Source organism: Dyadobacter sp. HNCC25DJ185, assembly GCF_056895195.1.
Window position 1 is genome coordinate 207,524 of record NZ_JBXHAR010000006.1, and the last position, 25,242, is coordinate 232,765.

A 25,242-nucleotide genomic window follows, 5' to 3' on the forward strand; every position below is an offset into this window, starting at 1 on the left:
ATGTATATTCTGATTTTGAAAGAGGCGCTACTATTACAGCTGGTGGTATGATACAGCAATAGGACGGAAAGTAGAAGTTGCCGGGTTTGGAAATCAAGCAAAGGTACATTGACAGGCAATACTGCCTTCCCTGGCTAGCGCTACTGAATACAGTTAAGCAATTCAAAGCAAGGAGTTCGAAGTCTGGTCAAGATGATCAGGCTTTTTTGCGCTAGATATAGATATTATCTATTTGTTATTGCGTAACATTAATCCGGTCGTTTTTCCGTACTCCGCGGCATGAATTGCATCCAGGTAGTTTTTTCGCGAAAACCGGCCTTAAACGATACAGTTTAGTGGTGCATGTAATCTAATTACAGTGTATTGCAGTTATGGACGTTAAACCGTACTTCCTTCATCGCCTTTTCCGCTTGCTACTTTCAGGCTTGTGCGAATTTGTTTCCAGCAACTCCCAGGCGTGCCGAAGCGAATCTACTGAGGGTTCCGTTGTTTGGTCGAAGGCTTGATCGATCATACCCGTTAAACGGGGAGATAATTGCTGAGCCACTTCATATCTCACCGCAGTTCGGCTCGCCTGTTCAATTTCCTCATTCGAACATCTAACCGTCGCAATCGAAGCGGCGGTAGTAGAAAGTAGAACCGCTAAGGAAATGAAGTAACTTTTAGCCTTCCAATCGAATGTAACTGGCTTAGGATTTTCCAGAGTATGCGATAACGCATCAAGGCGCTTTCGAATACCTATTAGCTCAGAAAGCATCATGTTCCCCGAGGGCACTTTTGCCAAGCTTGCTTGAATGTCTGCCAGCATTTGACGGGCTAAATCATCGACCGGGACTTTCGGATCAATCAATAAGCTTTCCAACATTGAAATCTTTTTTACCAGTATAGCTAGGATCTGCTCGAACTCATCCAGTTTATCTTCGATATCTTTCATAAATGTAGTCCTCTCGATTTTTTGCGTTTGTGATTTCTTTTAAGCTCCGGATTAACAGTGTCATATTGATTTATCGGATCCATCAAGTCTTTCAGCAAGTTTTCTTCCTTGTAGTTTGGCAAACCATATCGGTGAGATGGCATTTTTTCTTGCGTCGGTGGTGGTGTCCCACGCTCCCACATCCGACGCCTAATCGACATCTGTTGTTGAAAATTTTCCCGCAGCTTTCCATCAAGTGCCAGAAAGCTCATGCTTCGGTCCATTTTTGAGCCCTTCAACACCGTTCCATCCTTCTGGAAGCTGATACCTTCAATCTGATCGGTACCGGACTTGTATTTGTAGATGAGGACAATTCCGCTCGATGAAAGCATACCTTCGAATTGTTTCCAATTCATGGCGGATCTGCTTGCCATCTTGATCTGATCTGCCAGCTCATAACGCGTTTTATCAATCCCTTTAAGCTTCGCTTGGTTAACCAGCGTTTTTCCTTTGCCCATGTAGTAGCCATGTTCCAAAGTCATCTCCTTGCAAACCTTCTGATTCATTCGCTTCTGGAACCGGTCGGAGATCGATTTGCCAGCATTATCAACCCGGTTGTAGATAATATGAATGTGAGGCTGGTTGGTATCGCGATGTTCAACAACCAAATATTGGGTGTTTTGGATTTTCATCTTAGCCATATATTCAGCCGCCCTTTCGACCATGATCTTTTGTAAGAGCTTATCCTTGTCGAACGCACTCCAACTCAACACCAGGTGGCCGACAGCCTTGCCCAGCTCGGGATTCATTTGGCGTTGGGCATTGAAGTCATGGATAGCTGATTTTACATCCTGGGTCCTGACCCCTTCTCCATGAAGCACGATAGCCTGCTCTTTCTGCATGACATACCTGACTGCCCCACTGAAACTTGATCCTATCACTATCTTACCGATCATCGCTGGTTAGTCTTTTGAGTAAATGATCAATGTCTGATAGAAGCTGTGTGGCTTTTTTTGTCTCGTACAGCAGCCCCTGCATATTTGTAAACCTGAGTAGCTGATTTAGGTTATTGGCCAAGCCAGCCAACATTCTGATGAAACCTGCTTCCTCTGCTGAAAGCCGCGCAACAACCCTGGCTTTCTTAGCCGCTTGCCTCAGCCAGGTACTTGGCCGAAGGCCTGCATCGCTGGCTTTGGACTCGATCAAAAACCGCTCGGTCTCTGAAAGCCGGACCATCAGCTGCGCGTTTCGTTTGACCTTTTTGGGCGGCCTTCCGCCTTTGGATTTGTGTGACTGTTGCTCCATGCTTTCTACCTCTTTCATTCGTTGACAAAATCTGTTGATTACCTTTTGCGACCATCGGGAGAAAAAGCAAGTTTGAGTTTCGGCGGCGTCGGAACGAGTTTTTGCGAAGCGAAAACACAAACTTGCTCCCTTAAAGAAACTTAGAGGCCCAGACCTCGGTACTTCCTGTGACAGTACCGATGTTGTGGCTGTTTTTCCTGATGTTTGCTTGCAACCAGCAGCTGATTCAGGTCCTTATAATCCTTATAGATACCAGAGGCATCGACGCAATTGAGCCCCGCGTTCTCGAATTTTTCAAGCAGCTTTTTCCCGGCTGCATCGTGATCCGGATATAGAAATACGGTGCTGTAACCTTTGACAATGTCCACACTTCGTTCTGCCAGACTTATCGAATTGAGCACTACAAAGTCGGTCTGGATCTGCTCCTGTTTTCGAAGCGAGAGAAGCGACAAAAAATCCATAAAGCCTTCCAGCACGCAGACCGAGCTATGGCCATTCTCGATATGGGATATATCCTTCGGAGATTTCGAGCCCTTAAAATAGGCACTTCTCAGCTCATAGCCACCCGACCGGTTTTCGAAACCGGCGGCGAAATAATTCTTGTCGCCGACCCGATAGTATACCTCGCGACAGTATGATTTCGCAATGGCCAGATCGATACCGCGCGATTCCAGGTACTGGGTAATTACCGGGTTACTGCCTAACTCCTTTAAAGCAGTAATGTGGATGCCAGATGGATCGAGAGCCCTCGCCGAGGTAACGCCATTGTCTATGTGCAAGCCCGTCGATTTTAGGTCTTGCGGTTGAAATAGAAAAAGGCCAGAATCCAATTTTTCCAACAGAGCATTCGTATCGCAGCGAAACAGGGTGCGTCCCAAATCAATAATATCACCTCCCTGACCGCTACCGTGGTCATAATAGAGATTCAATCGCGCATTGACCTTGAATGAAGGCGTTTTCTCATCTCTGAACGGGGAGAGATACCAATGTTCTTGTCCCCTCACATATTGAGGACGGATATGGCAGTGTTCCAGCAGGTCTACCATAGATATCTGTTTGGCTTGCTCGCAAGTCATAATTACTGGGGCTTGAAAGTGAAAAAATTGATGAATTGATGCGGAGAGCTTGCAACTGATTGGATTTTAATCATTTAAGCCCGCATCAGAAAAGCATCAAAATGCATCAGGGGCCGCATCGCTATTTTGGGATTGATGCGCGTTGATGCGGATTTTGATGCGTTGTAATTATTTATTAATCAATTAATTAAATATGATGCGCATCAAAGCATCAAAAATTAGGGCAATTCGTTGAGCTCATTTATACGTCTTCGGGATAGGGTATAGAACCTGCCCTTGCCGGTCTGCTCGAAGACGGAACCGTCGGTTAAAAATTTGTATTGCGGGTAAGTGAGTGAATTACTCGCCGGGCTCAACTTCCAGGCATTTTGCAGGATCCGCTTGATCTGTGAGAGGTCTTTGAAACGGATGTGCTTTTTATTGAGCCAGTCCTGGACATCGCCAGTGCAAAACCGGATTTCATCCAGCTCCTTTTCATCTGCGATCGTCAGCAGGATATGGGCGATCTCCACTTCCAGCTTATTCCGATTTTGGTTCAGCAGCTTTTTCAATGCAGGTGTCGCAATTTGATCCGCAGTAAACCACATTCTTGTTTTACTGGAATGGACGAAGTCACGGCTCACCAAAAAATGCAGAAAGAACGGGATCTGGGCCCGTAGCTGGGCAAGCAGGTGGTGGTTCTCTGATTTTAGTGGTGGCACCTTTCTCACCCAATAACGAATTTCCCCTGGCTCGGCGATGATAAAGTGATCTTCATTGTTACTGCACAAAATGAATTTTCCGAAGAATTCCACCTCCTGCCGGTCATGACCTTTGGCCTCGACTTTGTAAAACCGAGCCGTGCTCAGATTCTTGATCCGCTCTGAATCCTCCTTTCTATCCAGGAACGTTTCGTCCACCCCGATGACCAGTTTCTGCGCCCATTCGATGTTGAAGTTGGAGCGGAAATCCTCGTTGCTGTTGATCGTCATATTTTCGCCAAAGATGGATTTGACAAAATGCAGGAATGTGGTCTTTCCGGTTCCACGCTCCTCGCTGACCAGGCACAGGATAGGCAGGATTTGGGTCGGACGTTCGAGCAGGATTTTAAAATAATCATAACCCATCTCGATCTGCTCGCCGAAAATGTGACCGAGGAACTGGAATATTACCGAGGCATCCCCCTGCCGCGTCTCATGCCGGAATGGCTGGTAGCGATTGTAGAACCCGCCGACCTTTTGTTGGTAGTCCAAGTGGCTCGGTACAAAACAAAATCCGTCGAAGCAATCCACCCGGTCTTTCAAATAGTCACGGCTGTGATCCAGCCGGATGCACTCAGCAGACCAGGGGATCAACGAGGAAATCGTGTCTCCGGAGGATAGTGGCCGGTTGACTTTCTTAAAGTAACTGGTACCGATGCGCAGGTAAACCGAATTATCTTTCATGACTACCTCCGATTTTTTGCTGACCATTGGCAATCCATTCCAGGAGCTCCTTGCGTGAAAAGAGTAGCTTTCCCTCCATTTTGCAAAATGGAATCTTTTTCCTTTTCACCAGCCCATAAATGGAAGTCTCCTTGTATTTGGTAAGGCGCGCGGCCTCCTTGGTGTCCAGCAAAGTGTCACTGGTATCGGCGGCAGCCTCCGGTTTTGACTCTAAAACCCGGCGCAGTGAAGACTCGATCAACTCCGATAACTGCTGATCGTTCATTGAAACTAGAACTGTTGTGCTCATCCCTTTTGCGTTTTGGTGATGGGCAAAGCAAGGCTAGAAAATCGGGGAAAAACAATATGAAGTTGACTAAGTCAGGTCTTCAACTCCGTACTCGTTTATTTTCCTTAATGTTTTCAAAACATTTTTAGAATGAGGGCTATCAGTCAGATTGCCAATGCTCTGCACGATGTTGCCACGTGCTTTATTGATGTTACTCCGAAGGCTTTCTAGCTTTGTTTTCGAATAGCAGGAAAATGTATCGAGCAGCAATTGACAGTATCTGTCAAGCCCAATATTGTTTCTATCTGTATTCAGCTTATAGGTCGCGTGCATAAGCAGGTTTAAAACCCTCTCGTAGTTTCCCGGAGGCATTTCAAAGTACTTGTGTTCAGGTCTGGGCAGTCTGCCTGCTTTTTCTTCGAACATCATTCCGAGGAGCTGCAACACTTCGCCTTCACTAGTAAAAACCTGAATCGAGCCCACTGCCTTGCATTTCCACGCATCTACCAGGATCAACCACATGGCTATGATTTCATCAACCGCATAGTCTAGTGGAATCCGCTCAGGGCCTTTCGTTTGCACTTCGGCTTCTGGCAATTCCTGCTTCCGGGACACGACAGAAGGTCTGTTTTTAGGAAGACGTAGCATATTTATTCTATCGCCACACGCACGCACAAGGTAGGCCTGGATGAATCCGAGCGTGTATAAACAGGATGGAACAGCAAACCCCTCAAAGTATAAATGATAGGAGCAAAATTCGATGAATTGCTCCAAATGAGCGATTTTGCTTTCGTTGTCAGGATTGTAGAAAATAGAGACTATTTGTTGTGGATATTCCTTCATCGCGTCGAAGTAACCTTTGTCAAATTGCGCTCTCAGTTCGTCGGCGTAAGAACCGGAGATTGGGTTATGATGGTCTACGATGACATTCTTCCGGTCTTTCAGGTCGAAAATGGCTTCTAGGTTCGGTTCACTTAGAAATATCGGCGGCGTTGCTTTATCGGCAATGTTTTCAAAATGGAAGTTGCGTGATAGGTAGTCTACGTTTCCTCTGCGAAAAACATGATCCACGAATCTCAGATACGGAAACCGTCCTTGATCGTCCAAGTTTATACCAAGATCAGGATCGAAGCCTGGCAAATTAAAAAAATACATTCGTTCAAATCGTTGAGTTGATCAAATCATCCAAGACAGGGTCTCCTATGTCTTCCAGATAAATATCAGTGGTCTTCAAGCTATCGTGCCCCAACGATCTCCCTATGTTCTCCTTGGATATACCATTTCGCCGAAGCGTGGTCGCATACGAGTGCCTGGCCACATAGGTTGTCAAAGGCTTCAAAATACCGAGGGATATGCCCAACTCTTTAATTTGTTTGTTAACCCTGGTCAAAATCTTCTTCTTTCGATCCCGAACCGATTGAATCGTTGCGTGACGCTTGTACAGGATTGGGAACACAAAGCCAGCATCGCTGTTACCTTTCAGATCTTTGTAGTGATCCAATATTTGAACTGCTGAAGGGTGCAAACGAAACCGAAACTCTTCCTTTGTTTTGGATCTAACATAATGGAGCTCGCCATCAACAATATTCGCCCATTTCAATTCTGCCAGGTCTGTAAAGTTCAAGCCTCGGCAGTAAAAGCTAAACAGAAAATAATTACGTGAGTTGATCAGGGTGTCATTTCCCGGATCAATTTCGGCTCCTGCAATCAGTTCGATCTGCTCCTTCGAGATTGCTCTCTTTTTCGTGCGAGGGTTATTGTATTTAGAGAAAGAGAAGTCTTTGAAGGGGTAGTGCGTTTCGGGATAATAGTTTTCTTTGATCCCGACTTTCCAGAGCGTGCGGAAGGTCCTCAGATAAAAGCTTCTCGTGACGATTGTACAGCCTTTGTCGATCAGCCATTGTTCATAACGGTTAATGAATGGCAAGCCGATCGAGAGGATATCCTGATCCTTCTGGTTCATAAAGTGTTTAAGACTTTTCAGCGTCGAGTTATGCGACTCTGCACTGCCCAGCCGGTTTTGACTTCTCAGCTTGGCAATGTGTTCTTCAAAAAGTACAAACAGCTTTTTCTTTTCAGGTTCAGTGTGGCCGCCAGTCAGTTTTTTGACCAGCGCCTTGATTTCGTCAAACGAGGGGCGCTTATTTTGCTTCCCGTAAGAAATGATCATGAAGTCTACCTCCGACTCAATGGTGCGAAGCAGGAGGTTAATTTCCTTGTGCTTCGGATGTGTTTTTGCAACGGATTGAAACTTCGGCTGCCATTGAACTTCCGAACATATCTTCCTCGTACTCACCAGAAGGTTCTTTCTGTCGATAATGATTTGCAGCATTATCGGGAACTGTACTTCCTCCGAATCACGTTTCTTCCGTAATACAAACTTGGTCGAAATAGCCATAGCACTACAACTTTAGGTCGAACATAGGTCGAACATAGGTCGAACATTTCGTGTCTAACGTAAGTTAACCAAAGTTACTAAAAATAATCAAAATGCTCATTCAGAGCATTTTATGATAATCATGCTTAACAAAACTTCTTGGAATAATACAATAAATATCCAATGGGGTGCTAGGGGTCGCAAGTTCGAATCTTGTCATCCCGACAAAGCCTGGTCTTACGACCGGGCTTTTTTGGTTTTAGGGCATTGTGAAAAATGCCTTGCTGCGAAAGTTTCAACTCCATTTTAACATCCAAATTTTAACTCTATTTTGTACGACTAGATTGCTAACATTCAGAGAACCAATCAAACCATTCAACACCATCTGGAACCAAACCAGAATAACCCAGCTCCTTGTTATCAAATATCCAATCTTCCCAGGTCCGATGGTAGGCGGTTTTCAACTCCGGAACTTTCGGCCGCAGTATGATGCAATGCTGGTGGATTAGGAAGCTTTGGCGCTTATACTTGCCCCCGGAACAGTTGCTTCAGGCAGGGCTGGCCATTAAATCCAAAACAGATAAGCCTTTCAATATCAACCTCTTGGTTTCGGTCGTCCATGCAGACTTGATGAATTATCCCACAGAAAGTCTGGAAAAAGTAGCAGCATTCTTCAAGCCTTACTTCGATTCGCTTATATTCCACTCCCTGAATTAAATCCAAATATCCCTTCCAAGTTCCGGAAACAGATGGAAGTACTTTTGGAGATCAGGCCTGCCGTTTTTAGTTTCATTTTTGGCATTCCATCCTCTGAAAATACTGGATGAAGCCCGGAGGCTTTGCATTAAACTGGTTGGCGCGGCTACGACATTAGATAAAGCCCCGTTTATGGAAGAGGCATAGGTCGACGCTACTGTCGCTGCAGGATTTGAAGCGGGTGGGCACCGTCCCTCTTTTCTGAGGCGTGCACTGGATTCTCCAACCGGAACCTATCCTGCTTCATCATCTTAAAGCGCGGTTAAAGACATAAAAGATATGATCAATTTCTGGTCAGGACAAAAATCCATTCGCTCTAAACATACAAAAGCGGCAGAATTAGTGCAGGTGCTGATCGCAGACACTGAGACCACACTCCACTTCTGACGACGGCGAACCCCACCTGCCATTAGCTAACTCGTACCAATCGATTGATAAATAGAAAGGGTTTAAAAGAAAGCAAAACACATCTTGCGAATCTGTCACTTCCCGATACATCTTCATAATCACGGCAGCTGGCAGTCTTCTTTCACCAAAAAGCCGCTGGTACATCAAGCATGCAAACAAGTACACTCATCAGTAACAAAAAAGGGATTTCAATCAGCATTAAGCTGCTTCTTGCTGCCCTCCTGATTCAATTTGGGGCATATGCGCAATGGGATGCGCCTTATGCCAATAGTTGGATTAACTATGGCAAACCCTACGTAAAAATTGGAATAGCAAAAAAAGGATTACACAAAATACCTTTTTCCTCCCTGCCGAAAACTTTCCCGATCGACTCGCCTGAAAAATTTCAGCTGTGGCGGAGAGGTAAGCAAGTGTCCATCATAAGCACATCTAACAGCGAAATCCTGTTTTATGCCGTCCCCAACGACGGTGCAAGCGATTCGCTGTTATACCGACCCATGAATTCCCGGCTGAATCCATATTTTAGTATGTATTCAGATGAAAGCTCTTACTTTCTGACGGTCAGTGAAAGTGTGGGTAACAGAGCCAAGATTGTCAATCAGGCTGTCGACAGTAAGGTTTCAATATTGCCGTTTCATCAAGCGACACTTACGGTTGTTTCACAAGAAGAATATTCTCTCAGTACACAGGTTGCCCATACAAAGCCCGCCTTTTTTAATAGTTATTTCGAGTTGGCTGCTAGCAGGACCGGAAAAGCTGATAGCGCCTTGATCGTTAAAAAATTCAAGCTGACCAATTTTGTCAATAACGTTCAAAAGCCGACGATCAAATTGCTGGTCCATGGCAGAAGCGATCTCGACCGTAAAATTGGCGTATATGTTGGTAAAACTGCCCAATCTTTACGTCTTGTAACCACTCTTGGAAATTCCGGTTTTAACGGAACAGAATATTCGTTTGATCTTTTGCCTGAAGATACTGATGCCGACAAGAATGGGATCCTGGCCTTAAAAAAAATCAGTACCGGACAGCCGGATTGGATTTCCCTGGCCTATTTTTCTATTCAATTCCCTCAGCTGTTTCAAACTAAAAATCAACTAAGTAAAGAATTCGGGCTCGAACCCGTAAAAGATACATGGAGCAGAATCTCCGCCAGAGGGACGTCGCCAAACTTCATTTTCCTGGATATTACTGACTCCTATAATCCCATTATCATAAAAGGGGACTACGAAAATCTGATGGTTCCTCGTATGCCCGGCAAAAACCAGCTTTTGGTGGCTACGAGTGAGGTAGTCAATGTAGATGCTGCCAAGATCAGGGAAATCAAGTTCAAAGCCTTTATTCCTAAGGAGCCCAACTATATCATCGTTACTACTGATAGTTTATATCAAGGTGCTACGCAATACGCCAACTATCGGGCTTCTGGGGCGGGAGGAAGCTTTAAGCCATTGGTTGTCAACATAAAAGATATCTATAATCAATTCAACTACGGCGAACCAAGTCCGGTAGCAATAAGAAAGTTTATGTCGTATATGCTTACTGAGGGAGGAAAGGACAAACATCTTTTCCTGATCGGAAAGTCCATCACACATAATGAGAGAATGGTACGAGAGCTTCCCGAAGAAGTACCTACAATTGGATATCCTGCCTCCGATATATTGCTCGTAGAGGGATTAGCCGGCACGCCTACAGATATTCCTGCGATCCCGGTTGGTCGCCTGGCTGCTTTGACAAACCAGAACATTGTTGATTATCTGCAAAAAGTAAAGGATTACGAAAGCAAAAGCACAGCAAATTATGGCTGGCGAAAGAATGTCCTGCATCTGAACGGCGGCAAAACGGTAGACGAAATCACGCAGTTAAAGGGCTTTTTGCAGGCGTTGGAGCCAGCGGTCACCAACGGTGTGCTTGGAGGAAAGGTGAAACAATTTGTGAAACAGCAAGCGATGGAGGAACCCGAGCGTGTAAATATTACTGCCGATGTAAATGAAGGAGCCGGGCTCATCACCTTTTTCGGGCATGGGTCGCCTATTGTTACGGATTTGGATATCGGTTATATTACTGATGCTTCAAGGGGTTATAATAACCTGCACAAATATCCTATGATGTATTTCAATGGCTGTGGCGTCGGAAACATCTTCAGTGCAAGGTTCAACACCCATCCGAAAAACCCAAATGCCGGTGACAGGATTACGCTTTCGCTTGACTGGTTGCTGGCTCCAGACAGAGGAACGGTAGCCATTGTTGCCAACTCTTTTGAAAGCTTCGTAAGTCCCGCTGCAAAATATCTTCAGAGGTTATACCATTACATGTTCGTGGATTCGGCTACAATCGGTCTTCCAATTGGAAAAATTCAATTGGCTGTAGCTGACGATATTGTATCAAAAAATAAAGATCCCTACAGTTTGGCAAACGTCCATCAATCCCTGTTACAGGGAGATCCGGCGTTGAGAGTGATTACAGTTGACAAACCCGATTATTCCCTCGATCCTGACGAGAGCATTACTCTCAATTCCCAATCAGCAACTAAATCCATAGAAGCGTCTGATTCCGTTCGAGTTAGCGTAGTCATTTCAAATAACGGCAGGTTTGTAAATGGACAAAATATTCCATTGACGGTCACCTATTTTGGGAAGAAGGGAAGTGTCGCTAGGGCGGAGTCTTTAAAGTCGTTTGCCTTTCAAGACACTTTGCTGATTTCCTTTCTTAACTCAAAGGATATTCAGAGCATCCAGGTCCAGATAGACCCGAAGCACACCATCAGCGAGCTCACTGTCGCAAACAATACCGCAGAGTTGATCATCGACTGGGATTTAATCAAAGGTAAAACTTCATTCTCATCCAAAAATGTAAAAGACAACATCGCTCCGGTGTTAACGGTCAGGTTTAATGACAGACGAATCAAAGAAGACGAAATGATCGCACCCAATCCCGTCTTAAATCTTCTTTTGTCCGATGACAGGCAGCTTTTCCCCGATACTGCACTGATCGACATTTATGTCAAACAATGTGGCGATGATAAATGTGATTTCGAGAAAATAACTTATACCAATAGCAGCATAGAACTGGATTCCATGAGTATCCGGGCCTATCGATTGACTTACCCGACCCATTTGACCACTGGGATTTATGAACTTCTGATCAATGCCAGAGACCGTTCTGGAAATGCGATTTCGCAACCATATAGGATACGTTTTGAGATTATCGATCAGGAAGACCTCGCTACGAAGCTGGTGGTGAGTCCAAATCCTGCTTCTTCCTATCTCCGATTTGAGCTAAAATCTGCCAGACATTTTGATTTAAAATCAATTCGTTACGTAATCTACGATCTGCGTGGCGTTGCGGTGGAGGACAAAAGTTTTTCTATCCCTATATGGTCTTTGACTTCAGAATGGTACTGGCTGCCCTCTTATACCGAATCCGGCCTCTTTACTTATAAGGTTTTCCTGATCAATAATCAGAATATATCCTTCCAAACACTTACCGGTAAAGTGCTCCTGGTCAGATAAATTTTTAGCCGCCCCACACAACGTTTCATTGCGGCAATGGCCTCCTTGCTTTAAACCAAAGCCTTTGGTAAGCAACCTGCCCATAACCATTCGCTATGAAAGTTTTACTATCGGTTCTATTTCTGCTGCCGTTTCAGGCTCTGCTTGCACAGGATAGCGTTTGTGTAACCTACTTAGAAGAGCATGCTTCAATTGAAAAGTACCGGTTTATCGACGAATATGAGAATGTGTTTATGACGTATGTGCCTACGCGGCATATATATACAAACTGGGGTTGACATTCTATCCGAATTACGTCTTTTCATTGGAAAACGGGAAGATCCAAAGTACATCCTACAACATGGGCTACGAATACAAGCTACTGCCTGCTTTTTCAATCGGGGCCAATGGTGCCTGGGGACGGGAATCAGGCTTTTCGGGAACACTGGCAGGTACCGTTTATGGAGATGGTATTATGGAATTGAGCAGGGCGTGAGCGTCAACAACTTTACAGGAAATTTTGTGGCAGCTGTTGCAGAAAAACGCTGGGGACGAGGAACTGCTGACTACCAATTATCAAAAATAGGTCTTGAATTCGGATTGCAGCGAAGGTTTCTCAACTACGGACGCGTGGAATTCGCCGTCGGCATATCTTACCAAAAATACCTGAAAGGATATTACCCGGCCCTTCCCATTTACAGCCCAGACAAAAAAAGTGATTTTTCCATCGCCTCCCGGACAAGCATGGGACTGGCCTTTGGGGATTGGAAACGCAACAAAAACACGGTCTTGTGCGAGGTTTTGCGATGTGACGAATTCTTCAGCAGCAATGGAAATTGTTATGGCCCAAAATTTACATTTCTTCTCAGTTTATGAATGGCACTGTCGGACTGGCTTATGAAAGAAAATTTAAGAGCGGCCCTTTTTCTCTGAACGCCCAGTTGATCGCAGACTACCTGCGCATTGCTTCATACGGGCTATCGTTACCCGCTGATAAAAAGCTTGTCAGCAATGATTTCCAGGTTCAGCCTTCGCTCCATCTTCGTTATTATCTTGATCAAAAAGAAGCTTTGAGAAAAGGTACCGGAGGAAATAACTTATCAGGGCTTTATTTAGGCCCGTACAGCGATTTCGTCTACTATGACAGTGAAACCATATTCAGTGTCGGAAGGGCGAAGAAACATCTTGGACTGGGAGCAGGGACAGGATACCAGCAAATACTGTTCAAACGGGCTTATCTTGATCTTTCTGTAAACCTTAGTTACAATCTTCTGAAAATCCAGCCTGAAACCAAACATGTACTGGGTTCCGTCAGGACTGGCTTTGGGCTCACCCTGTAATGGATCGACCTTTTCGTCATGCAGTTGCAACAAATCTCTATTTGCCTCTGACATAAGTTTCAAACTTCAGACTGCGGTTTTTATCGACTACATAGTCCGCATTGCCGCCAGCTTTGAATGTTGCCACACCCGCCGGATAAGGGAGCGAATCATTGAACTCAAATCCGTAACATCCGGCTGTACTTTCCGATTTCACGACAATCACATATTTCCCGCCTTTGGCGACTGTTATCCCAGGTGCAATGGAGATCTTTTTCGCGGCCCAACCCATTGAATCTGCATGCACGACCGTTGCATACAATGGTGGCCCGATGGGCGCACCTGCATGGCCTGAAGCAAAAATCGCTATTTCGAGCCCTGCGTCAGGATAGCCATTCCTGAATGTTGTGAAATGGACCAAAGACAATATCCCAGACTTTTTAGGTACAAAAGATTGGGTACGCTGTACACCTTTGCTAATATCGCATTGGGTCGTAAAACCTTGAATTCCTGAGGTATTATCCAAGTTCCTTGTCATTGCAAGTTCAGAAGCCTTTCCCTTTCGAATATGGACATTCTCCGAAGGATTGCAAAGAATAGGTTTAATTGCCCCGGTCGAATCGAAATTTAACGGTGCCCAAAAGTAGTTGGCAAGCGCTTCGTTCTTGGCCGCATTGTTCCACAGGTCGCTGCCGTACAAATAGACGGTTTCGGAATTAAAGCGGATCGTCGAAACAAATGATGGCTGCCCTCCGCAGGACTTATCGCCGATTTTGATACCCTCAGACCAAGGACCCAGAGGTGATTTGGCTGTCCGGTAGGAAGTTCCCGTTCCTGAACAGTATCCGCAATTCGGATCGGAATAGAGCAGGTAATAAATTCCATTTCGCTTCATCAATCCTGGCGCTTCTGTTTTCCCGGGGGTAATGGCTTTCACGTGCCGGCCGGTTCCCGAAAGATAATCTGGGGTCAGCTCTTCGATTACAATGGTCCCTTTCGTCCGCCAATCGGTGTAGGCAACGTATGCAGTACCGTCCTCGTCCACAAAGGTATCGTGATCCCCGTTGTTCAGCCCAGCCACGTCTGCGTCGTTGTTAACCGCCAGCCTAGGATTTTCAACTTCGGTGAACGGCCCGGTCGGTTCACTGCTTGTAAAGACCCTGAACCCCACACGGTTGTCATATACATTGACCCACAAAACATATTGGCTGGTCTTTTGATTAAAGATCACGTGAGGTCGGAAACAGCCATATGTATTTCCATTGCAGCGGCTTTGCCAGACGGGGTTTTTTGCATCAAACAAATAACCTCTGTCCGTCCAATGGACCAGGTCCGGTGAAGAATAGGTTTTAAAACCACAAAAAGGGGCTGTCTTGTTTTGCCAGGCAAATCCGCAGTCATAGCTGGTACCGTACAAATAGTAAGTCCCGTCGAAATACGCAATCTCCCCATCATGCGCATCTACCGCATCTCCCGCGATATCAAATCTGGTGACCTGCCTTCCCGATTGATTGAAATTGATAATGGTAACAGGTTCCAGCTTGCCTTTGCCGTTTCGCGACTTTTTCGGTTTACCTGCGTTTTGGGATTGTGCCGTTGCGCAAGGTACAATCAGTAATAAAAACAAAACTATCTTTCTCACTATATTATTCATTTGCAAGTATTTACATTTATCGGAATCACAAAAATATTCTTACAAATCTAATACCTTCCCAGGCCCGCTTTACATATCGGATTTGATCTATCTCTTATACATTTTGCTGCTTATCATCGATTAATTATTTATTTTAGACCCTCTTTTAATGCTTTTGCTGCGCCTAACTTCACCATGAGACCGAAATTCCAGAGCATCAGTGACTCCGTCATCGATAAAATCAAATCCGGCGAGTTACAGCCGGGCGACAAAATCCCTTCGGAAAATGAGCTCATCAAAAACTACGGCGTAAGCAATACAACCGCCCGGAAAAGCCTGCTCGAAATAGAAAACAGAGGTTGGGCAAAGCGGATCAAAGGAAAAGGGACATTTGTGCTGAACCGTACCGTGGGCCATCATCTGATCCGGACACTGGGCTCGATCAACGCTACCAGGCGCGGGTTTCACGAAAGCCTGATCGCTGAGGGCTTCGAACCGCATAACCTGGTTCTCGAAAAAACAATCCTGGACGATGGTATCTCCTCAGACATAGGAGGAAAGCATTTCATTGTACAAGGTCCGGTCCTGAAAATCCACCAGCTTCGTTATGCCGACGACGAGATCATCAAGGACGAGATCAAATACATTTCGCTGAGCCTTTGCCCGAAAATTAACCGGATGCCTACCGAGATATCCTATTTCAAAGTCTACGAAAACACTTATCATTTGCGCATTGAAGAAGTAAAGCAAACGCTCAGTACTGAAATCGTTGAGCCGGATTCGGAAATGAACAATTTTGAGCTCACCAAATCCACACCGATGTTTATCCTCGACAGCGCGGTGATCTGTAAAGATGATAAGGTTGTAGAGATTGAAAGGTCCTATTACCGTGGTGACAAATACAAGTTCGCGATCAGCGCCAACCCGGATTACAACGATATGACTTAGCAGAGAGGTTGTCTACCAGGATACGACCAGGTTGCCAGTGACATTTTCGACCGCAAAATAATCTCCCCACTTTTCGTCCCCTTTTTTGAAGGTAACCCTGCCCGTTTTCTGGGGATAGCCTGCATTGAGATAAGCGTGGAACTGACTTTCGGTTACCCTGTCGGAAGCATATACCCAAAATTTTGCGCCTTTTAACCCGCTCACCTGGAAACGCTTAACAATACCTTTCTCACCGGGCACATGATATACCTGTTGTTTTTTGCCGATCCATGCTATGCTGCTATATCCGGCGTCGGCTCAGCTTCAGTGTTTTCTTGAAATAGCGGCCTGATCCTGGGAACCAGAAGTACGAAAGCCACAAATGCAATCGGATATAACAGTCCCGAGGCAATCCAAAGCGGCTTGTAACTGTACTGATGTATCATATTACCTATCAACGGGTTAAGTATCAAACTAGACAACGCCCCGGCCGTACCCGAAAGCCCCACGACCGTGGAAGTCGCCTTTTGACCGAATATATCCGAGATAGAAGTAATATAGTTCGTGATCCAGAATCCATGCGCAAGCATGTAAAGCGCCATTAAAGCCACAGCAGCTTCCACAGCCGAAACATAAGCGATCATCGGGACAGCCAGCGTAAGTGAAGCAGCTATTCCCATTACCGTTTTTCTGGCCGTATTGACACTTAAATTTGCTTTAACCAGCCGGTCGGAAAGAAAGCCACCCAGTATATTTGAAATACCGAGCGCCAGAAAGGGCACCCAAAACAAACTGCCTATCCTTTCAAATGGCACGCCTCGCACTTCGCTCAGGTATTTCGGGATCCAGAACATCATAAAGTACATCACAGGATCCAGTAAAAAACGCATCAAAACAAACACCCAGGTCGGTCTGAATTTCAGGATTGTCGTAAATCGTATGGCAGCTATAGCACTGTCATCGTCCTGTGAACCAACCATATTGATTTTATTCCAGGGAACAAGCAACCAAATAACCACCCAGACAATACCAATGAGGCCCGGGATCACGAACCCCGCCCTCCATCCGTAATATTCAGAAATGTAAATGGTTAAAGGCGGCGCAATCACCGCTCCGATCGCCGACCCGCCAATGGCAATACCATTGGCGAATGCCCTTTCCTTTTTGTCAAACCAATGGTATACAGTCTTCGCCGCACCGGGAAAGCAGGCGCCCTCACCCATGCCGAGAAAGAATCGAAAAGCCAGCAGCTGGGGAAGGCTGGTCATCAAACCATGTAATGCATTGGCGACTGACCAGACGCCCACTGCTCCGGCCAAACCCTTTTTTGCGCCGAAACGATCTATCAACCATCCTCCTAAGGTAAACATCAATGCATAGCTCAATAAAAAACTGGTGTTAACCCAGCCGTAAGCCACATCGTCAAATGCAAACTCCTTCTGGATTTTGATGATGGCGATAGACAGCACCTGTCGGTCCAAGAAACTTAATCCTGTGGCAACAAAAACCATCAACACAACAATCCAACAGATAGAGTTTTGCCTCATTTAACTTAACGCACTAACTTGATTGAATTCAAAAATAAAATCAGAAAATGCCAAAAACAAGTTTTTATAATAATTTATCAAAAAATTAATATTTACAATTTTGGAGCTACTCCCCCGACGGGTATTTACTTTTTGCGCTTTGAAAGGAATCAGCAATCATTTCGGCAAGGACTTCCTGATCAATGTCTTTCAACTTATTGACATATATGCAACCCTTTCCGGTTTTGTGTTTTCCGAGCTTTTGCAATAGTGCTTCTTTTTTAGGAAAAGAACCCATATATAAAGTAATGGATGCAGCTCGTGGAGAAAAGCCAATCAGTGGTGCGTCGCCTTCGTGCCCGCTGTCATACTTGTAATGATAGCTTCCAAAACCGACAATGCTTGGCCCCCACATTTTCGGTTCAAGACCAGTTTGCTGCCGCATCAGTTCGGCGATGCGGAAACTATCGTTGCGCTTGGTTTCATCGGCAACCGCATTCATAAAGTCGCTGACGCTGAGAGATGTTTCGGTGGTTTTGTTCTTTGCCATTTTGAAAATGGATCGTTTGAAAATCCGGTTTACTTACTTCTTCTCATTGATTCTTTCAAAAACAATAGACTTATAATCAGGACATTGCCTCCGTAACTAGTCGGGCAGATGGTTATCAAAATAGGTGTGGTGGCCTATTTCATTTCTCCGTTGGAACGGATAACCACCACTCGGAATTTAGTATCCCTTTCTGGTTGACCGACTGAATATCAGAGATGTCCTTGCTTCTTTTGAGGCGAATATCTTTATCTCCAAAGTCGCGCCTTCCATCTGCACTGCCTTCGGTAAGAGCAAGCAAATCGCCATTTGGGTCAAGAATTATTGCCGGTACCCGGAAAGATTTAAACTGTCGGCACCAGAAATAAAGACTTGCGTTTGTGCTATCATCAGCTTCTAAAAAACAAAAATAAGCGTAATAAACAAAATATCTGATTGACCGGCTTAATGGCCATTTTGATTACTCTTTAAACCCTTAAAGTGAAAATATCAATCAAAAAGGACGGCTGAAAAACCGTCCCTTTAAAACCAGCATAATTCAACAAACTATGCGTCTTTTCTTGATATCACCCACATCCAGTTAGCGGGCCAAAAATTGGTCCTGATGCGGTCGTGCCTTACAATTCTTTCATTGATCACTTCATAACCGGTCAACCGGCCGCCGCGGCTTTCTACATCCGCCTTCGCATAATTATGAAGCTGAATCCAAACTTCAGCTTGGATCATGTCCTGAGAAACTAAATGTAGTCGCCTCCATTTGGGGTCGGTGGAATTGCTGACGTACTGTAACAGCAGGTAGTGTTTAAAACTCTCGTTGCTAAGTGAGAGGACCGTTTTCTTATTGCTCCGCATGGTTCAGGTAGATTATTTGATCATAGAAACTGCTTGGATACCAAATACTTCCCATATACGCACTTGGAATCTGCCGGGATGCGTGCTATTGAATTTTTGTTGAAATAATTCTACGTGACTATATCTGATCAGCGGTATTAGGCAATCGACCTTAAAAATGTATTATTTATATGGCACGACATTTGGAAGACGCTACCAAAACTTTCTCCTAAATTCAAATCCAATGGTCACTCTAAAATTTGTAAAAGACGACTGGGTGAAGGAAAAAAACGGATCCAGGTTAATGCAGGTAGATGAGTACCAAATCGTCGAAACTGTTACTTATGCGAATGGCAATTTGTCGCTTCCTATCATCAAGAGGGCTTATAATGGTAAAGTATGGTGCACCTGGGTAAATGAGAACAAAGCTGTCGTAACGCAACCCTTCTGGGAATATGAGCTGGAACCAGCGGTTCAGATCCCTTCCAATGGGTAGACTGAACGCTCCGTCAATCTATCAGTATCAAACTGACACTCAAAGTCTTAATCAAAAAGGCCAGGAATCGCTTTCTGGCCTTTTTGACGTATAAAATCTACGCTCTAAGGTTTTCTGATCGTATCCGTCTTCGCGTTTGTCGAAGTGGAATCATCCATTTCTGATGTACCCTTTTTGTTTTTCCGACGGCCCATACGGTCTTTTTTTCTGTCCGATGAAGGTACAAGCGTGTCCTGCATTACTGCACCGGAAGTCCTCTGACTCTTAATCAAAGTGTCTTCTGATGGGATTTGAGCAGGTCTTGACGGGGATTGCGGGGCATTGAACTCCGATTTCTTATCGGTTTCAGGCGTTGTCGGGGCAGGATTGGTTTGCGGTACAGGCTGCCCCGCAACCGGGGCTGTCTGCGCGTAGCCTGCGCCCGCTACTGCGAGGCACACGACCACTGTCATTGCACGAAAAGCTTTCATTTTTCAGTTCTGATTTTAGTTGATGAAGCTGGAAAATCCAGGTAACTCATTCACTATTAAAAGCATTCCAGAATCTGTAAAATAAAAAGCCCACGTAAACAGCGCCATAACCACACGAACCCGGACTAAACGGGCTATAAATAAAACTGTTATCCACAAACTGCGTATCTGAATACCCATCACCGCAGAGGAAAAACAGCGGACAAAAAAATAATTAAATAAATTTTGGATAGAAATATTTCGATACTCTAGCTATAAACCCGTTTCATTCTAATGCGTTCGCCGGGCGTCAAAACTAAAGGTACCTTCTCCACTTTTACCGCACTGCTATCAAGCCCAAACCATTTGTCTTCTGAAGTGGTAATGCTTTTAATACCAAAGTAAATCTTCATGATCAGCTCTTCCATAAAAGGCAGGTTGTTTTCAATGGACAAATACCTTTCGAGAACGATAAACCTGAAATCTCCTGTGATGTTCTGGCGGTTAAGCGATTCGTACCGGCTTGTAATATCCACCTCATTGTTCAGTACCATGTCCTCCACGACTTTCCGGAAGAACAAGTTGATCCGCTGCTCAATGCGGAAACCAAGACGGAAAGTAACCTTGATCACATCGTCTTCTGCCAGGACATTGACGTGGTAATCCATCGTATAAGGCTCGTCGGTTGTATCTACATGCACAAACCAGTAAATATCAGCCCGTTTGGGACGCTTGTAAAAAATGGAGTAGATAATCTTGCTCTCGATCTCCGATTCATGCGACGCATTGGACATGAATATCAGATGCGTCGAATACTTTGGAATACTGATATCGTTGCTGAGTTCTTTTAAAGGGTTAATGTATTTTTCAAGACTTTCGAATTCCGTAAGGCGGAGTTTGATATAGAAGGCTTTTAACCAGACGGTGATCACAAATGCAATGATTGTTGCCAATAGCAGGGACACCCAGCCGCCATGCGTAAATTTGAGCAGGTTGGCAGCCAGAAACGACCCTTCAATGGCCATATATACAATCAGAAAGGCGGCGATAAAACCTTTATTAAAATTATTGGCATACAAATAGACCGACATCAGCAACGTAGTCATGATCATGGTCAGTGTGATAGCCAATCCGTAAGCCGCTTCCATATGGGACGACTCCTTGAAATACAAAACGATACCAATACAACCGGCCCATAGCAGCCAGTTGACGCTGGGAACATATAGCTGGCCTTTTTTATCGCTAGGGTAAACCAATCTCACTTTTGGCCAGAAATTCAGGCGAATAGCTTCTGAAATCAATGTAAAAGATCCGCTAATCAATGCCTGGCTGGCAATAATGGTCGCCATCGTTGCGATAGCAATACCAGGCAGCAGGAACCAGTCGGGCATAATGGCGTAAAAAGGTTTTTTCCCGTTCAGGTAATCCCCGGAATGCACAATCAGCCATGCACCCTGTCCGAAATAATTCAATATCAGACATATCTTGACAAATATCCAGCTAATCCGAATGTTGCCCCTGCCACAGTGCCCGAGATCGCTATATAAAGCTTCTGCTCCGGTTGTGCACAGAAATACTGCCCCAAGCATCCAGAAACCTCCAGGATGGTTCGCTAATAATTGGTAACCATAATAAGGACTGATGGATTTTAATATTTCGGGGTGGCCCGATACCTGAGAAACACCGAGGACGGCCAGCATTAAAAACCAGATCATCATGACCGGTCCGAAGGCCCGGCCAACTATTGTAGTACCAAAAACCTGTATGATAAACAGCAAGGTTAGTATGCCAATGACGATCGGGATCGTTTGAATGTGCGGATAGAGAATCCTTAATCCTTCCACAGCCGATGAAACCGAAATTGGCGGAGTGATAATGCCGTCGGCAAGCAGCGTGCTGGCCCCGATAATTGCTGGCACCGTTAGCCAGGCAGCTTTGCGTCTTACCAATGCATAAAGCGCCAGTATCCCTCCTTCACCTTTGTTATCCGCCCTCAAAATCAGGATGACATACTTGATGGTCGTCTGAAGTGTGAGCGTCCAGAAAATGCAGGAAACCGCGCCATATACAACCTCGTCAGAAATTTGGCCGGTACCAATAATCGCCTGCATTACGTACAGAGGCGATGTGCCTATGTCCCCATAAATGATACCGAGTGCAACGAGCAAACCTGCCGCCGATGCTTTGTCAAGATGTTGATGCGAACCCATTTGTAGTAATTAAAGAGCTAAACAGAAGCCCATGAGATCTGTATTAAAAAGTATAGAATTCGTAATTGATTTGCCATTTGATCTCCTGTCCAGGCTGCGCTGAGATCTTGATATAGGGTTCCGGGCAGGATGTGGTAGGGCAAGCCCAGTAAACGATCTTCTCCACAGGACGATCGCAGGTGATTCTTACGCCGGCTTTGGTTCTTGTATTCTCAATCCTGATGTCATAATCTTTGGAAGACGTGCCAAAGCCCTGCAACCCGGCGCTGAATACCTGATCACCCTGGACGACCTCACGGGTATAGCTCAAAGTCTTATCTTTTGCATTGATGATGCTGCCAAAACCTTTCCCCTCCCCTTTTACGTCAAAAGGAAAAACAATCCTGATATTTTCATTGGAGGGTTCGTTGTCGATCATGAAAAAATTGTGGTTATAAGTATTGGCTTCAATGGTTTTCTTACCTGTATTTTTGAGGCTATGCTCCAAAACAAGTTCCGGCTTTCCCTTTACAAGTTTCAATGTTTTTTTATAAACATAAGAATAGCCCAGATCGTCGACAAGTTCATGAGTGTATTCCACCTGGTTTTTCCCAGGCTTAACCGTCCATTTTCCGGGATTTTTAACAGCGTAGTCGGTTGCAAATGAGTAACCACGTTCATTTGGTCTGACAAGGGTACCTACCCCTATTTTAACAAACGGGTCGCCCGGTTTCGCTTCTTCAAAGCTCAATGGCGTAAATTCTTCTACCGGGCCCATAATTGCATCGTGCAGTTTAGCATCATAAGGGGCCTGATTCCATTTCCCGAAATAAGAGTGTCCCTTGTATTCCAGGCTCGGCACCACTCCCGCCCAATCAAAACGCGTCCCACGATAGTATCCTTTTGTCTCATCGGGTAAATACAGCTTCGCTTTGATGATACCGTTTCCAATCTCCGTTTCCGGAAAATCCGCGATCCTGAATGCAGTGATGCTACTGATTATCAGTATCAAGACGGTTAATAATTTCATTTTCATTTAGTATGTAAGGTTTAGGATAAACAATCGAAAAGCGGCAACGAAGAACTCTCTCCAAATAAAAGACAGTAAGATAAAAATGCCGTATCACATTTTCACCTTACTGTCTGCTCATTTAGCTTAATTAAATACTAAGAAATTCCTTTAAAGGCATCTTCATTAATAAACGGCTGGTTACGAAGACGTTGCTTGGTAGCCTTGTAGAAAGCATTTGCAACTGCACCACCTGCTGGCGGCAGTGCAGGTTCACCCAACCCAGTCGGTGAAATGCCATTATCCACGAAATGCACCTCCACCTCGGGGATTTCATTCATTCTTATCAGCCTGAAACCATTGAAATTGTTTTGATCAGGCGTTCCGTCCTTGAATGTCAGGTTACCGAACATGGCATGTCCAATACCGTCCACAACACCACCTCTTACCTGCTGCAATGATCCACTTTTATTAATCACAATACCGCAATCCACCGCAGCGACAATGTTTTTCAAAACGGGTTTCCCTTTTTCAATCTTCACTTCGCCAACCTGGGCCACATAGGAACGGTGCGAGAAATAAACGCTGAATCCTTGGTAAACATCTTTCTTCTTTCCCCAGTTGCTCTTTTCCGCAGCGGTTTTGATGACTGCAATCATTCTGTCCACATCATATTTAACATCACCTGCCGGTGATTTTTTTGCTTTTTCCAAGAGCGCAAGCCTAAATTCAACCGGGTCTTTACCTGCGGCCTCCGCGATCTCGTCGATAAAGGATTGCTCTGCGTAGGCAAGGAAATTGGTGATCGGGGCCCGCCAGGGGCCAGTGGTAATCGGTGATTTATGCTCAACGGAATCAATAAGAAGGTTATCCACCGAGCCTGATGGAAAATTGTCTTCACGTGTCGGATTTCCTGAGTTCATCCCAACACCTCTTAGTTTATAGCCAATCAGCTCTCCTTTTGCATCCAAAGCCGCCTCAAAACGGTACCTGACTGCCGGACGATAAGTGCCGCCAGTCATATCATCTTCCCGTGTCCATATGACCTTCACCGGAGCTTTCACCAGTTTTGAAACTTGGGCTGCTTCAATTACGTAATCGGCGGCCAGTCGGCGGCCGAAGCCTCCTCCCTGACGGGTGATTTCTACCGTGATCTTTTCCGGGGCGATTCCAGTCAACTTGGCTACCTCAGTACGGGCCCGATCAGGAGTTTGCGTAGGCCCTACCAGCTCAACGCCGTCTTCACGAACATGCGCAAAAAAGTTCATGGGCTCCAATGGGCTATGAGGCAGGAAAGGACATTGGTATTCCGCTTTAATGACTTTGGCCGCATTTTTGAATGCGGTATCTACATCCCCATTTTTGCGCCGAACGGTTGCCTGCCCACTGTCCATCAGCTGCGAAAAAATCCGGTTATGGTCTGACGAGCTTTCCAGGTCCGCTGCCTTCTCGTATTCAATTTTCAGCGCATCCTTAGCCTTTTTTACCTGCCAGGTAGACTTTCCTACCACCGCCACACTATTTTCGAACGTTACTACATCCACGATTCCCGGCATGGATTTAGCCAAATCCGCATTGACGGATTTCAGTTTCAGGCCAAATGCCTTGGGCCTCTGGATCACCGCAAAAAGCATCCCTTCTCTATAAAAATCCAGTCCGAAAAGCGGTTTGCCAGTAGCAATGTTGTGATTGTCAACGTTACGGACCGCCTGTCCGATCAGTTTAAAATCTTTTTCATTCTTTAATTTGATCTCCGTGGGAGCGGTTAATTTTGAAGCTGTTTCTGCCAGTTCCCCATAAGAAAGTGACTTGCCTGAAGCTTTATGAAGCACTTTGTTGCTTTCGGTGCTGCATTCGGAGGCAGGTACTTTCCAGGTAGAGGCTGCAGCTTCAACCAATAAATACCTTGCGGTAGCACCAGCCTTACGAAGTCTTTCCCAGGAATGAGGCACAGCGCCGCTGCCGCCGGTAACCTGTCTTTCAAATATCGTTGTGTCCAGGTTACCCTGAACTGTTTTAACCTTTCTCCAATCTGCGTCCAGTTCCTCAGCCACCACCATTGGAAAAGCAGTTTTAATCCCCTGGCCTATTTCCGGATTCGGTGATACAATCGTGACGGTATTATCCGTACCAATTGAGAGATAAGCATTAAAATGTATCAAACCTGCTGCGATTTCCTTGGCATCCACCACCACAGGCAAAGCATTTGAATTGGACCAGTTGAATCCCAAAAATAACCCGCTGCCCGCAGCACCGGCAATTTTCATGAAATCACGTCTGGATGTCTGATCTAATGTTCCCATA

At 45.2% G+C, this 25,242-nt stretch carries 25 protein-coding genes; 8 read left to right on the plus strand and 17 right to left on the minus strand.

All coding sequences use genetic code 11. The features are described 5' to 3' along the window. Nucleotides 1-394: 394 nt before the first annotated feature. From AC1XUF_RS18375 to AC1XUF_RS18410, 8 genes are all read right to left on the minus strand, one after another. Nucleotides 395-934 carry a hypothetical protein gene (locus AC1XUF_RS18375; protein ID WP_483343287.1) on the minus strand — a complete coding sequence of 180 codons (540 nt, stop codon included), beginning with the start codon at nucleotides 932-934 and terminating at the stop codon, nucleotides 395-397. Next, the gene (locus AC1XUF_RS18380; RefSeq protein WP_483343288.1) at nucleotides 931-1,815 is read right to left on the minus strand and encodes a relaxase/mobilization nuclease domain-containing protein; all 885 of its coding nucleotides are present in this window, start codon (nucleotides 1,813-1,815) and stop codon (nucleotides 931-933) included. The genes AC1XUF_RS18375 and AC1XUF_RS18380 overlap by 4 nt, the downstream gene beginning before the upstream one ends. 43 nt (nucleotides 1,816-1,858) lie before the next feature. Beyond that, entirely contained in the window at nucleotides 1,859-2,236 is a 378-nt protein-coding gene (locus AC1XUF_RS18385; protein WP_483343289.1) for a plasmid mobilization protein, read from the minus strand. Between the two features lie 122 nt (nucleotides 2,237-2,358). Further along, nucleotides 2,359-3,294, minus strand: a complete 936-nt coding sequence (locus AC1XUF_RS18390) for a toprim domain-containing protein (protein ID WP_483343290.1) — start codon at nucleotides 3,292-3,294, stop codon at nucleotides 2,359-2,361. Nucleotides 3,295-3,512: 218 nt separating this feature from the next. After that, on the minus strand, nucleotides 3,513-4,718 hold the full coding sequence (locus AC1XUF_RS18395; RefSeq protein ID WP_483343291.1) for a primase-helicase family protein: 1,206 nt from the start codon (nucleotides 4,716-4,718) through the stop codon (nucleotides 3,513-3,515). Continuing rightward, nucleotides 4,708-5,007 carry a helix-turn-helix domain-containing protein gene (locus tag AC1XUF_RS18400; RefSeq protein WP_041735500.1) on the minus strand — a complete coding sequence of 100 codons (300 nt, stop codon included), beginning with the start codon at nucleotides 5,005-5,007 and terminating at the stop codon, nucleotides 4,708-4,710. Before AC1XUF_RS18400 ends, AC1XUF_RS18395 begins: the two co-directional genes overlap by 11 nt. A 66-nt stretch (nucleotides 5,008-5,073) precedes the next feature. After that, nucleotides 5,074-6,141 carry a hypothetical protein gene (locus AC1XUF_RS18405; RefSeq protein WP_483343292.1) on the minus strand — a complete coding sequence of 356 codons (1,068 nt, stop codon included), beginning with the start codon at nucleotides 6,139-6,141 and terminating at the stop codon, nucleotides 5,074-5,076. Nucleotides 6,142-6,145: 4 nt separating this feature from the next. Next, on the minus strand, nucleotides 6,146-7,384 hold the full coding sequence (locus AC1XUF_RS18410) for a phage integrase SAM-like domain-containing protein (protein WP_483343293.1): 1,239 nt from the start codon (nucleotides 7,382-7,384) through the stop codon (nucleotides 6,146-6,148). 507 nt (nucleotides 7,385-7,891) lie between these two features. On the opposite strand from AC1XUF_RS18410, the gene AC1XUF_RS18415 reads away from it, so the two are divergent. The 6 genes from AC1XUF_RS18415 to AC1XUF_RS18440 all read left to right on the plus strand — a co-directional run bounded on the left by AC1XUF_RS18415 (nucleotide 7,892) and on the right by AC1XUF_RS18440 (nucleotide 13,352). Then, complete coding sequence (locus tag AC1XUF_RS18415; RefSeq protein ID WP_483343294.1) at nucleotides 7,892-8,080, plus strand: hypothetical protein; 189 nt, start codon at nucleotides 7,892-7,894, stop codon at nucleotides 8,078-8,080. Nucleotides 8,081-8,676: 596 nt separating this feature from the next. Continuing rightward, nucleotides 8,677-12,033 carry a putative type IX secretion system sortase PorU2 gene (porU2, locus tag AC1XUF_RS18420; RefSeq protein WP_483343295.1) on the plus strand — a complete coding sequence of 1,119 codons (3,357 nt, stop codon included), beginning with the start codon at nucleotides 8,677-8,679 and terminating at the stop codon, nucleotides 12,031-12,033. A 95-nt stretch (nucleotides 12,034-12,128) separates the two neighbouring features. After that, nucleotides 12,129-12,311 (plus strand): hypothetical protein, encoded by a 183-nt coding sequence (locus tag AC1XUF_RS18425; RefSeq protein ID WP_483343296.1) that lies wholly within the window; start codon nucleotides 12,129-12,131, stop codon nucleotides 12,309-12,311. Continuing rightward, a complete protein-coding gene (locus AC1XUF_RS18430; protein ID WP_483343297.1) occupies nucleotides 12,308-12,508 on the plus strand; it encodes a hypothetical protein in 201 nt (66 codons plus the stop codon). Before AC1XUF_RS18425 ends, AC1XUF_RS18430 begins: the two co-directional genes overlap by 4 nt. 26 nt (nucleotides 12,509-12,534) lie before the next feature. Further along, nucleotides 12,535-12,888 (plus strand): hypothetical protein, encoded by a 354-nt coding sequence (locus AC1XUF_RS18435; protein ID WP_483343298.1) that lies wholly within the window; start codon nucleotides 12,535-12,537, stop codon nucleotides 12,886-12,888. Continuing rightward, nucleotides 12,885-13,352 carry a hypothetical protein gene (locus tag AC1XUF_RS18440; protein WP_483343299.1) on the plus strand — a complete coding sequence of 156 codons (468 nt, stop codon included), beginning with the start codon at nucleotides 12,885-12,887 and terminating at the stop codon, nucleotides 13,350-13,352. Before AC1XUF_RS18435 ends, AC1XUF_RS18440 begins: the two co-directional genes overlap by 4 nt. 37 nt (nucleotides 13,353-13,389) lie before the next feature. On the opposite strand, the gene AC1XUF_RS18445 is transcribed toward AC1XUF_RS18440, so the two are convergent. Continuing rightward, nucleotides 13,390-14,973 carry a family 43 glycosylhydrolase gene (locus AC1XUF_RS18445; RefSeq protein ID WP_483343300.1) on the minus strand — a complete coding sequence of 528 codons (1,584 nt, stop codon included), beginning with the start codon at nucleotides 14,971-14,973 and terminating at the stop codon, nucleotides 13,390-13,392. A gap of 186 nt (nucleotides 14,974-15,159) precedes the next feature. Between AC1XUF_RS18445 and AC1XUF_RS18450 the strand changes: the two genes are divergently transcribed. Then, nucleotides 15,160-15,912 carry a GntR family transcriptional regulator gene (locus AC1XUF_RS18450; protein ID WP_483343301.1) on the plus strand — a complete coding sequence of 251 codons (753 nt, stop codon included), beginning with the start codon at nucleotides 15,160-15,162 and terminating at the stop codon, nucleotides 15,910-15,912. Nucleotides 15,913-15,924: 12 nt separating this feature from the next. On the opposite strand, the gene AC1XUF_RS18455 is transcribed toward AC1XUF_RS18450, so the two are convergent. The 4 genes from AC1XUF_RS18455 to AC1XUF_RS18470 all read right to left on the minus strand — a co-directional run bounded on the left by AC1XUF_RS18455 (nucleotide 15,925) and on the right by AC1XUF_RS18470 (nucleotide 18,816). Further along, nucleotides 15,925-16,152 carry a hypothetical protein gene (locus tag AC1XUF_RS18455; protein WP_483343302.1) on the minus strand — a complete coding sequence of 76 codons (228 nt, stop codon included), beginning with the start codon at nucleotides 16,150-16,152 and terminating at the stop codon, nucleotides 15,925-15,927. 32 nt (nucleotides 16,153-16,184) lie between these two features. Beyond that, complete coding sequence (locus tag AC1XUF_RS18460) at nucleotides 16,185-17,438, minus strand: MFS transporter (protein WP_483343303.1); 1,254 nt, start codon at nucleotides 17,436-17,438, stop codon at nucleotides 16,185-16,187. A 106-nt stretch (nucleotides 17,439-17,544) separates the two neighbouring features. Then, nucleotides 17,545-17,967, minus strand: a complete 423-nt coding sequence (locus AC1XUF_RS18465; protein ID WP_483343304.1) for a DUF1801 domain-containing protein — start codon at nucleotides 17,965-17,967, stop codon at nucleotides 17,545-17,547. Between the two features lie 543 nt (nucleotides 17,968-18,510). Next, nucleotides 18,511-18,816: a hypothetical protein gene (locus AC1XUF_RS18470; RefSeq protein WP_483343305.1), complete on the minus strand. Its 306-nt coding sequence runs from the start codon at nucleotides 18,814-18,816 to the stop codon at nucleotides 18,511-18,513. A gap of 223 nt (nucleotides 18,817-19,039) precedes the next feature. Here AC1XUF_RS18470 and AC1XUF_RS18475 point away from each other — a divergent pair, with 223 nt between their 5' ends. Then, nucleotides 19,040-19,291, plus strand: a complete 252-nt coding sequence (locus AC1XUF_RS18475; protein WP_483343306.1) for a hypothetical protein — start codon at nucleotides 19,040-19,042, stop codon at nucleotides 19,289-19,291. Nucleotides 19,292-19,395: 104 nt separating this feature from the next. Here AC1XUF_RS18475 and AC1XUF_RS18480 read toward each other — a convergent pair whose 3' ends face one another. The 4 genes from AC1XUF_RS18480 to AC1XUF_RS18495 form a co-directional block, all read right to left on the minus strand. Further along, a complete protein-coding gene (locus AC1XUF_RS18480) occupies nucleotides 19,396-19,761 on the minus strand; it encodes a hypothetical protein (RefSeq protein ID WP_483343307.1) in 366 nt (121 codons plus the stop codon). Between the two features lie 248 nt (nucleotides 19,762-20,009). Next, entirely contained in the window at nucleotides 20,010-21,950 is a 1,941-nt protein-coding gene (locus AC1XUF_RS18485) for a KUP/HAK/KT family potassium transporter (RefSeq protein WP_483343308.1), read from the minus strand. Nucleotides 21,951-21,993: 43 nt separating this feature from the next. Then, nucleotides 21,994-22,959: a hypothetical protein gene (locus AC1XUF_RS18490; protein ID WP_483343309.1), complete on the minus strand. Its 966-nt coding sequence runs from the start codon at nucleotides 22,957-22,959 to the stop codon at nucleotides 21,994-21,996. A gap of 137 nt (nucleotides 22,960-23,096) precedes the next feature. Then, entirely contained in the window at nucleotides 23,097-25,241 is a 2,145-nt protein-coding gene (locus AC1XUF_RS18495) for a xanthine dehydrogenase family protein molybdopterin-binding subunit (protein ID WP_483343310.1), read from the minus strand. Nucleotide 25,242 lies beyond the last annotated feature (1 nt).

Coding starts and splice junctions, on each gene's coding strand:
- AC1XUF_RS18440 (WP_483343299.1), top strand. CDS start 12,885: ATGAATGGCACTGTCGGACTGGCTTATGAAAGAAAATTTAAGAGCGGC.
- AC1XUF_RS18410 (WP_483343293.1), bottom strand. CDS start 7,384: ATGGCTATTTCGACCAAGTTTGTATTACGGAAGAAACGTGATTCGGAG.
- AC1XUF_RS18450 (WP_483343301.1), top strand. CDS start 15,160: ATGAGACCGAAATTCCAGAGCATCAGTGACTCCGTCATCGATAAAATC.
- AC1XUF_RS18470 (WP_483343305.1), bottom strand. CDS start 18,816: ATGCGGAGCAATAAGAAAACGGTCCTCTCACTTAGCAACGAGAGTTTT.
- AC1XUF_RS18375 (WP_483343287.1), bottom strand. CDS start 934: ATGAAAGATATCGAAGATAAACTGGATGAGTTCGAGCAGATCCTAGCT.
- AC1XUF_RS18465 (WP_483343304.1), bottom strand. CDS start 17,967: ATGGCAAAGAACAAAACCACCGAAACATCTCTCAGCGTCAGCGACTTT.
- AC1XUF_RS18400 (WP_041735500.1), bottom strand. CDS start 5,007: ATGAGCACAACAGTTCTAGTTTCAATGAACGATCAGCAGTTATCGGAG.
- AC1XUF_RS18380 (WP_483343288.1), bottom strand. CDS start 1,815: ATGCAGAAAGAGCAGGCTATCGTGCTTCATGGAGAAGGGGTCAGGACC.
- AC1XUF_RS18485 (WP_483343308.1), bottom strand. CDS start 21,950: ATGGGTTCGCATCAACATCTTGACAAAGCATCGGCGGCAGGTTTGCTC.
- AC1XUF_RS18390 (WP_483343290.1), bottom strand. CDS start 3,294: ATGACTTGCGAGCAAGCCAAACAGATATCTATGGTAGACCTGCTGGAA.
- AC1XUF_RS18460 (WP_483343303.1), bottom strand. CDS start 17,438: ATGAGGCAAAACTCTATCTGTTGGATTGTTGTGTTGATGGTTTTTGTT.
- AC1XUF_RS18395 (WP_483343291.1), bottom strand. CDS start 4,718: ATGAAAGATAATTCGGTTTACCTGCGCATCGGTACCAGTTACTTTAAG.
- porU2 (WP_483343295.1), top strand. CDS start 8,677: ATGCAAACAAGTACACTCATCAGTAACAAAAAAGGGATTTCAATCAGC.
- AC1XUF_RS18425 (WP_483343296.1), top strand. CDS start 12,129: ATGAAAGTTTTACTATCGGTTCTATTTCTGCTGCCGTTTCAGGCTCTG.
- AC1XUF_RS18405 (WP_483343292.1), bottom strand. CDS start 6,141: ATGTATTTTTTTAATTTGCCAGGCTTCGATCCTGATCTTGGTATAAAC.
- AC1XUF_RS18490 (WP_483343309.1), bottom strand. CDS start 22,959: ATGAAATTATTAACCGTCTTGATACTGATAATCAGTAGCATCACTGCA.
- AC1XUF_RS18480 (WP_483343307.1), bottom strand. CDS start 19,761: ATGAAAGCTTTTCGTGCAATGACAGTGGTCGTGTGCCTCGCAGTAGCG.
- AC1XUF_RS18495 (WP_483343310.1), bottom strand. CDS start 25,241: ATGGGAACATTAGATCAGACATCCAGACGTGATTTCATGAAAATTGCC.
- AC1XUF_RS18385 (WP_483343289.1), bottom strand. CDS start 2,236: ATGAAAGAGGTAGAAAGCATGGAGCAACAGTCACACAAATCCAAAGGC.
- AC1XUF_RS18475 (WP_483343306.1), top strand. CDS start 19,040: ATGGTCACTCTAAAATTTGTAAAAGACGACTGGGTGAAGGAAAAAAAC.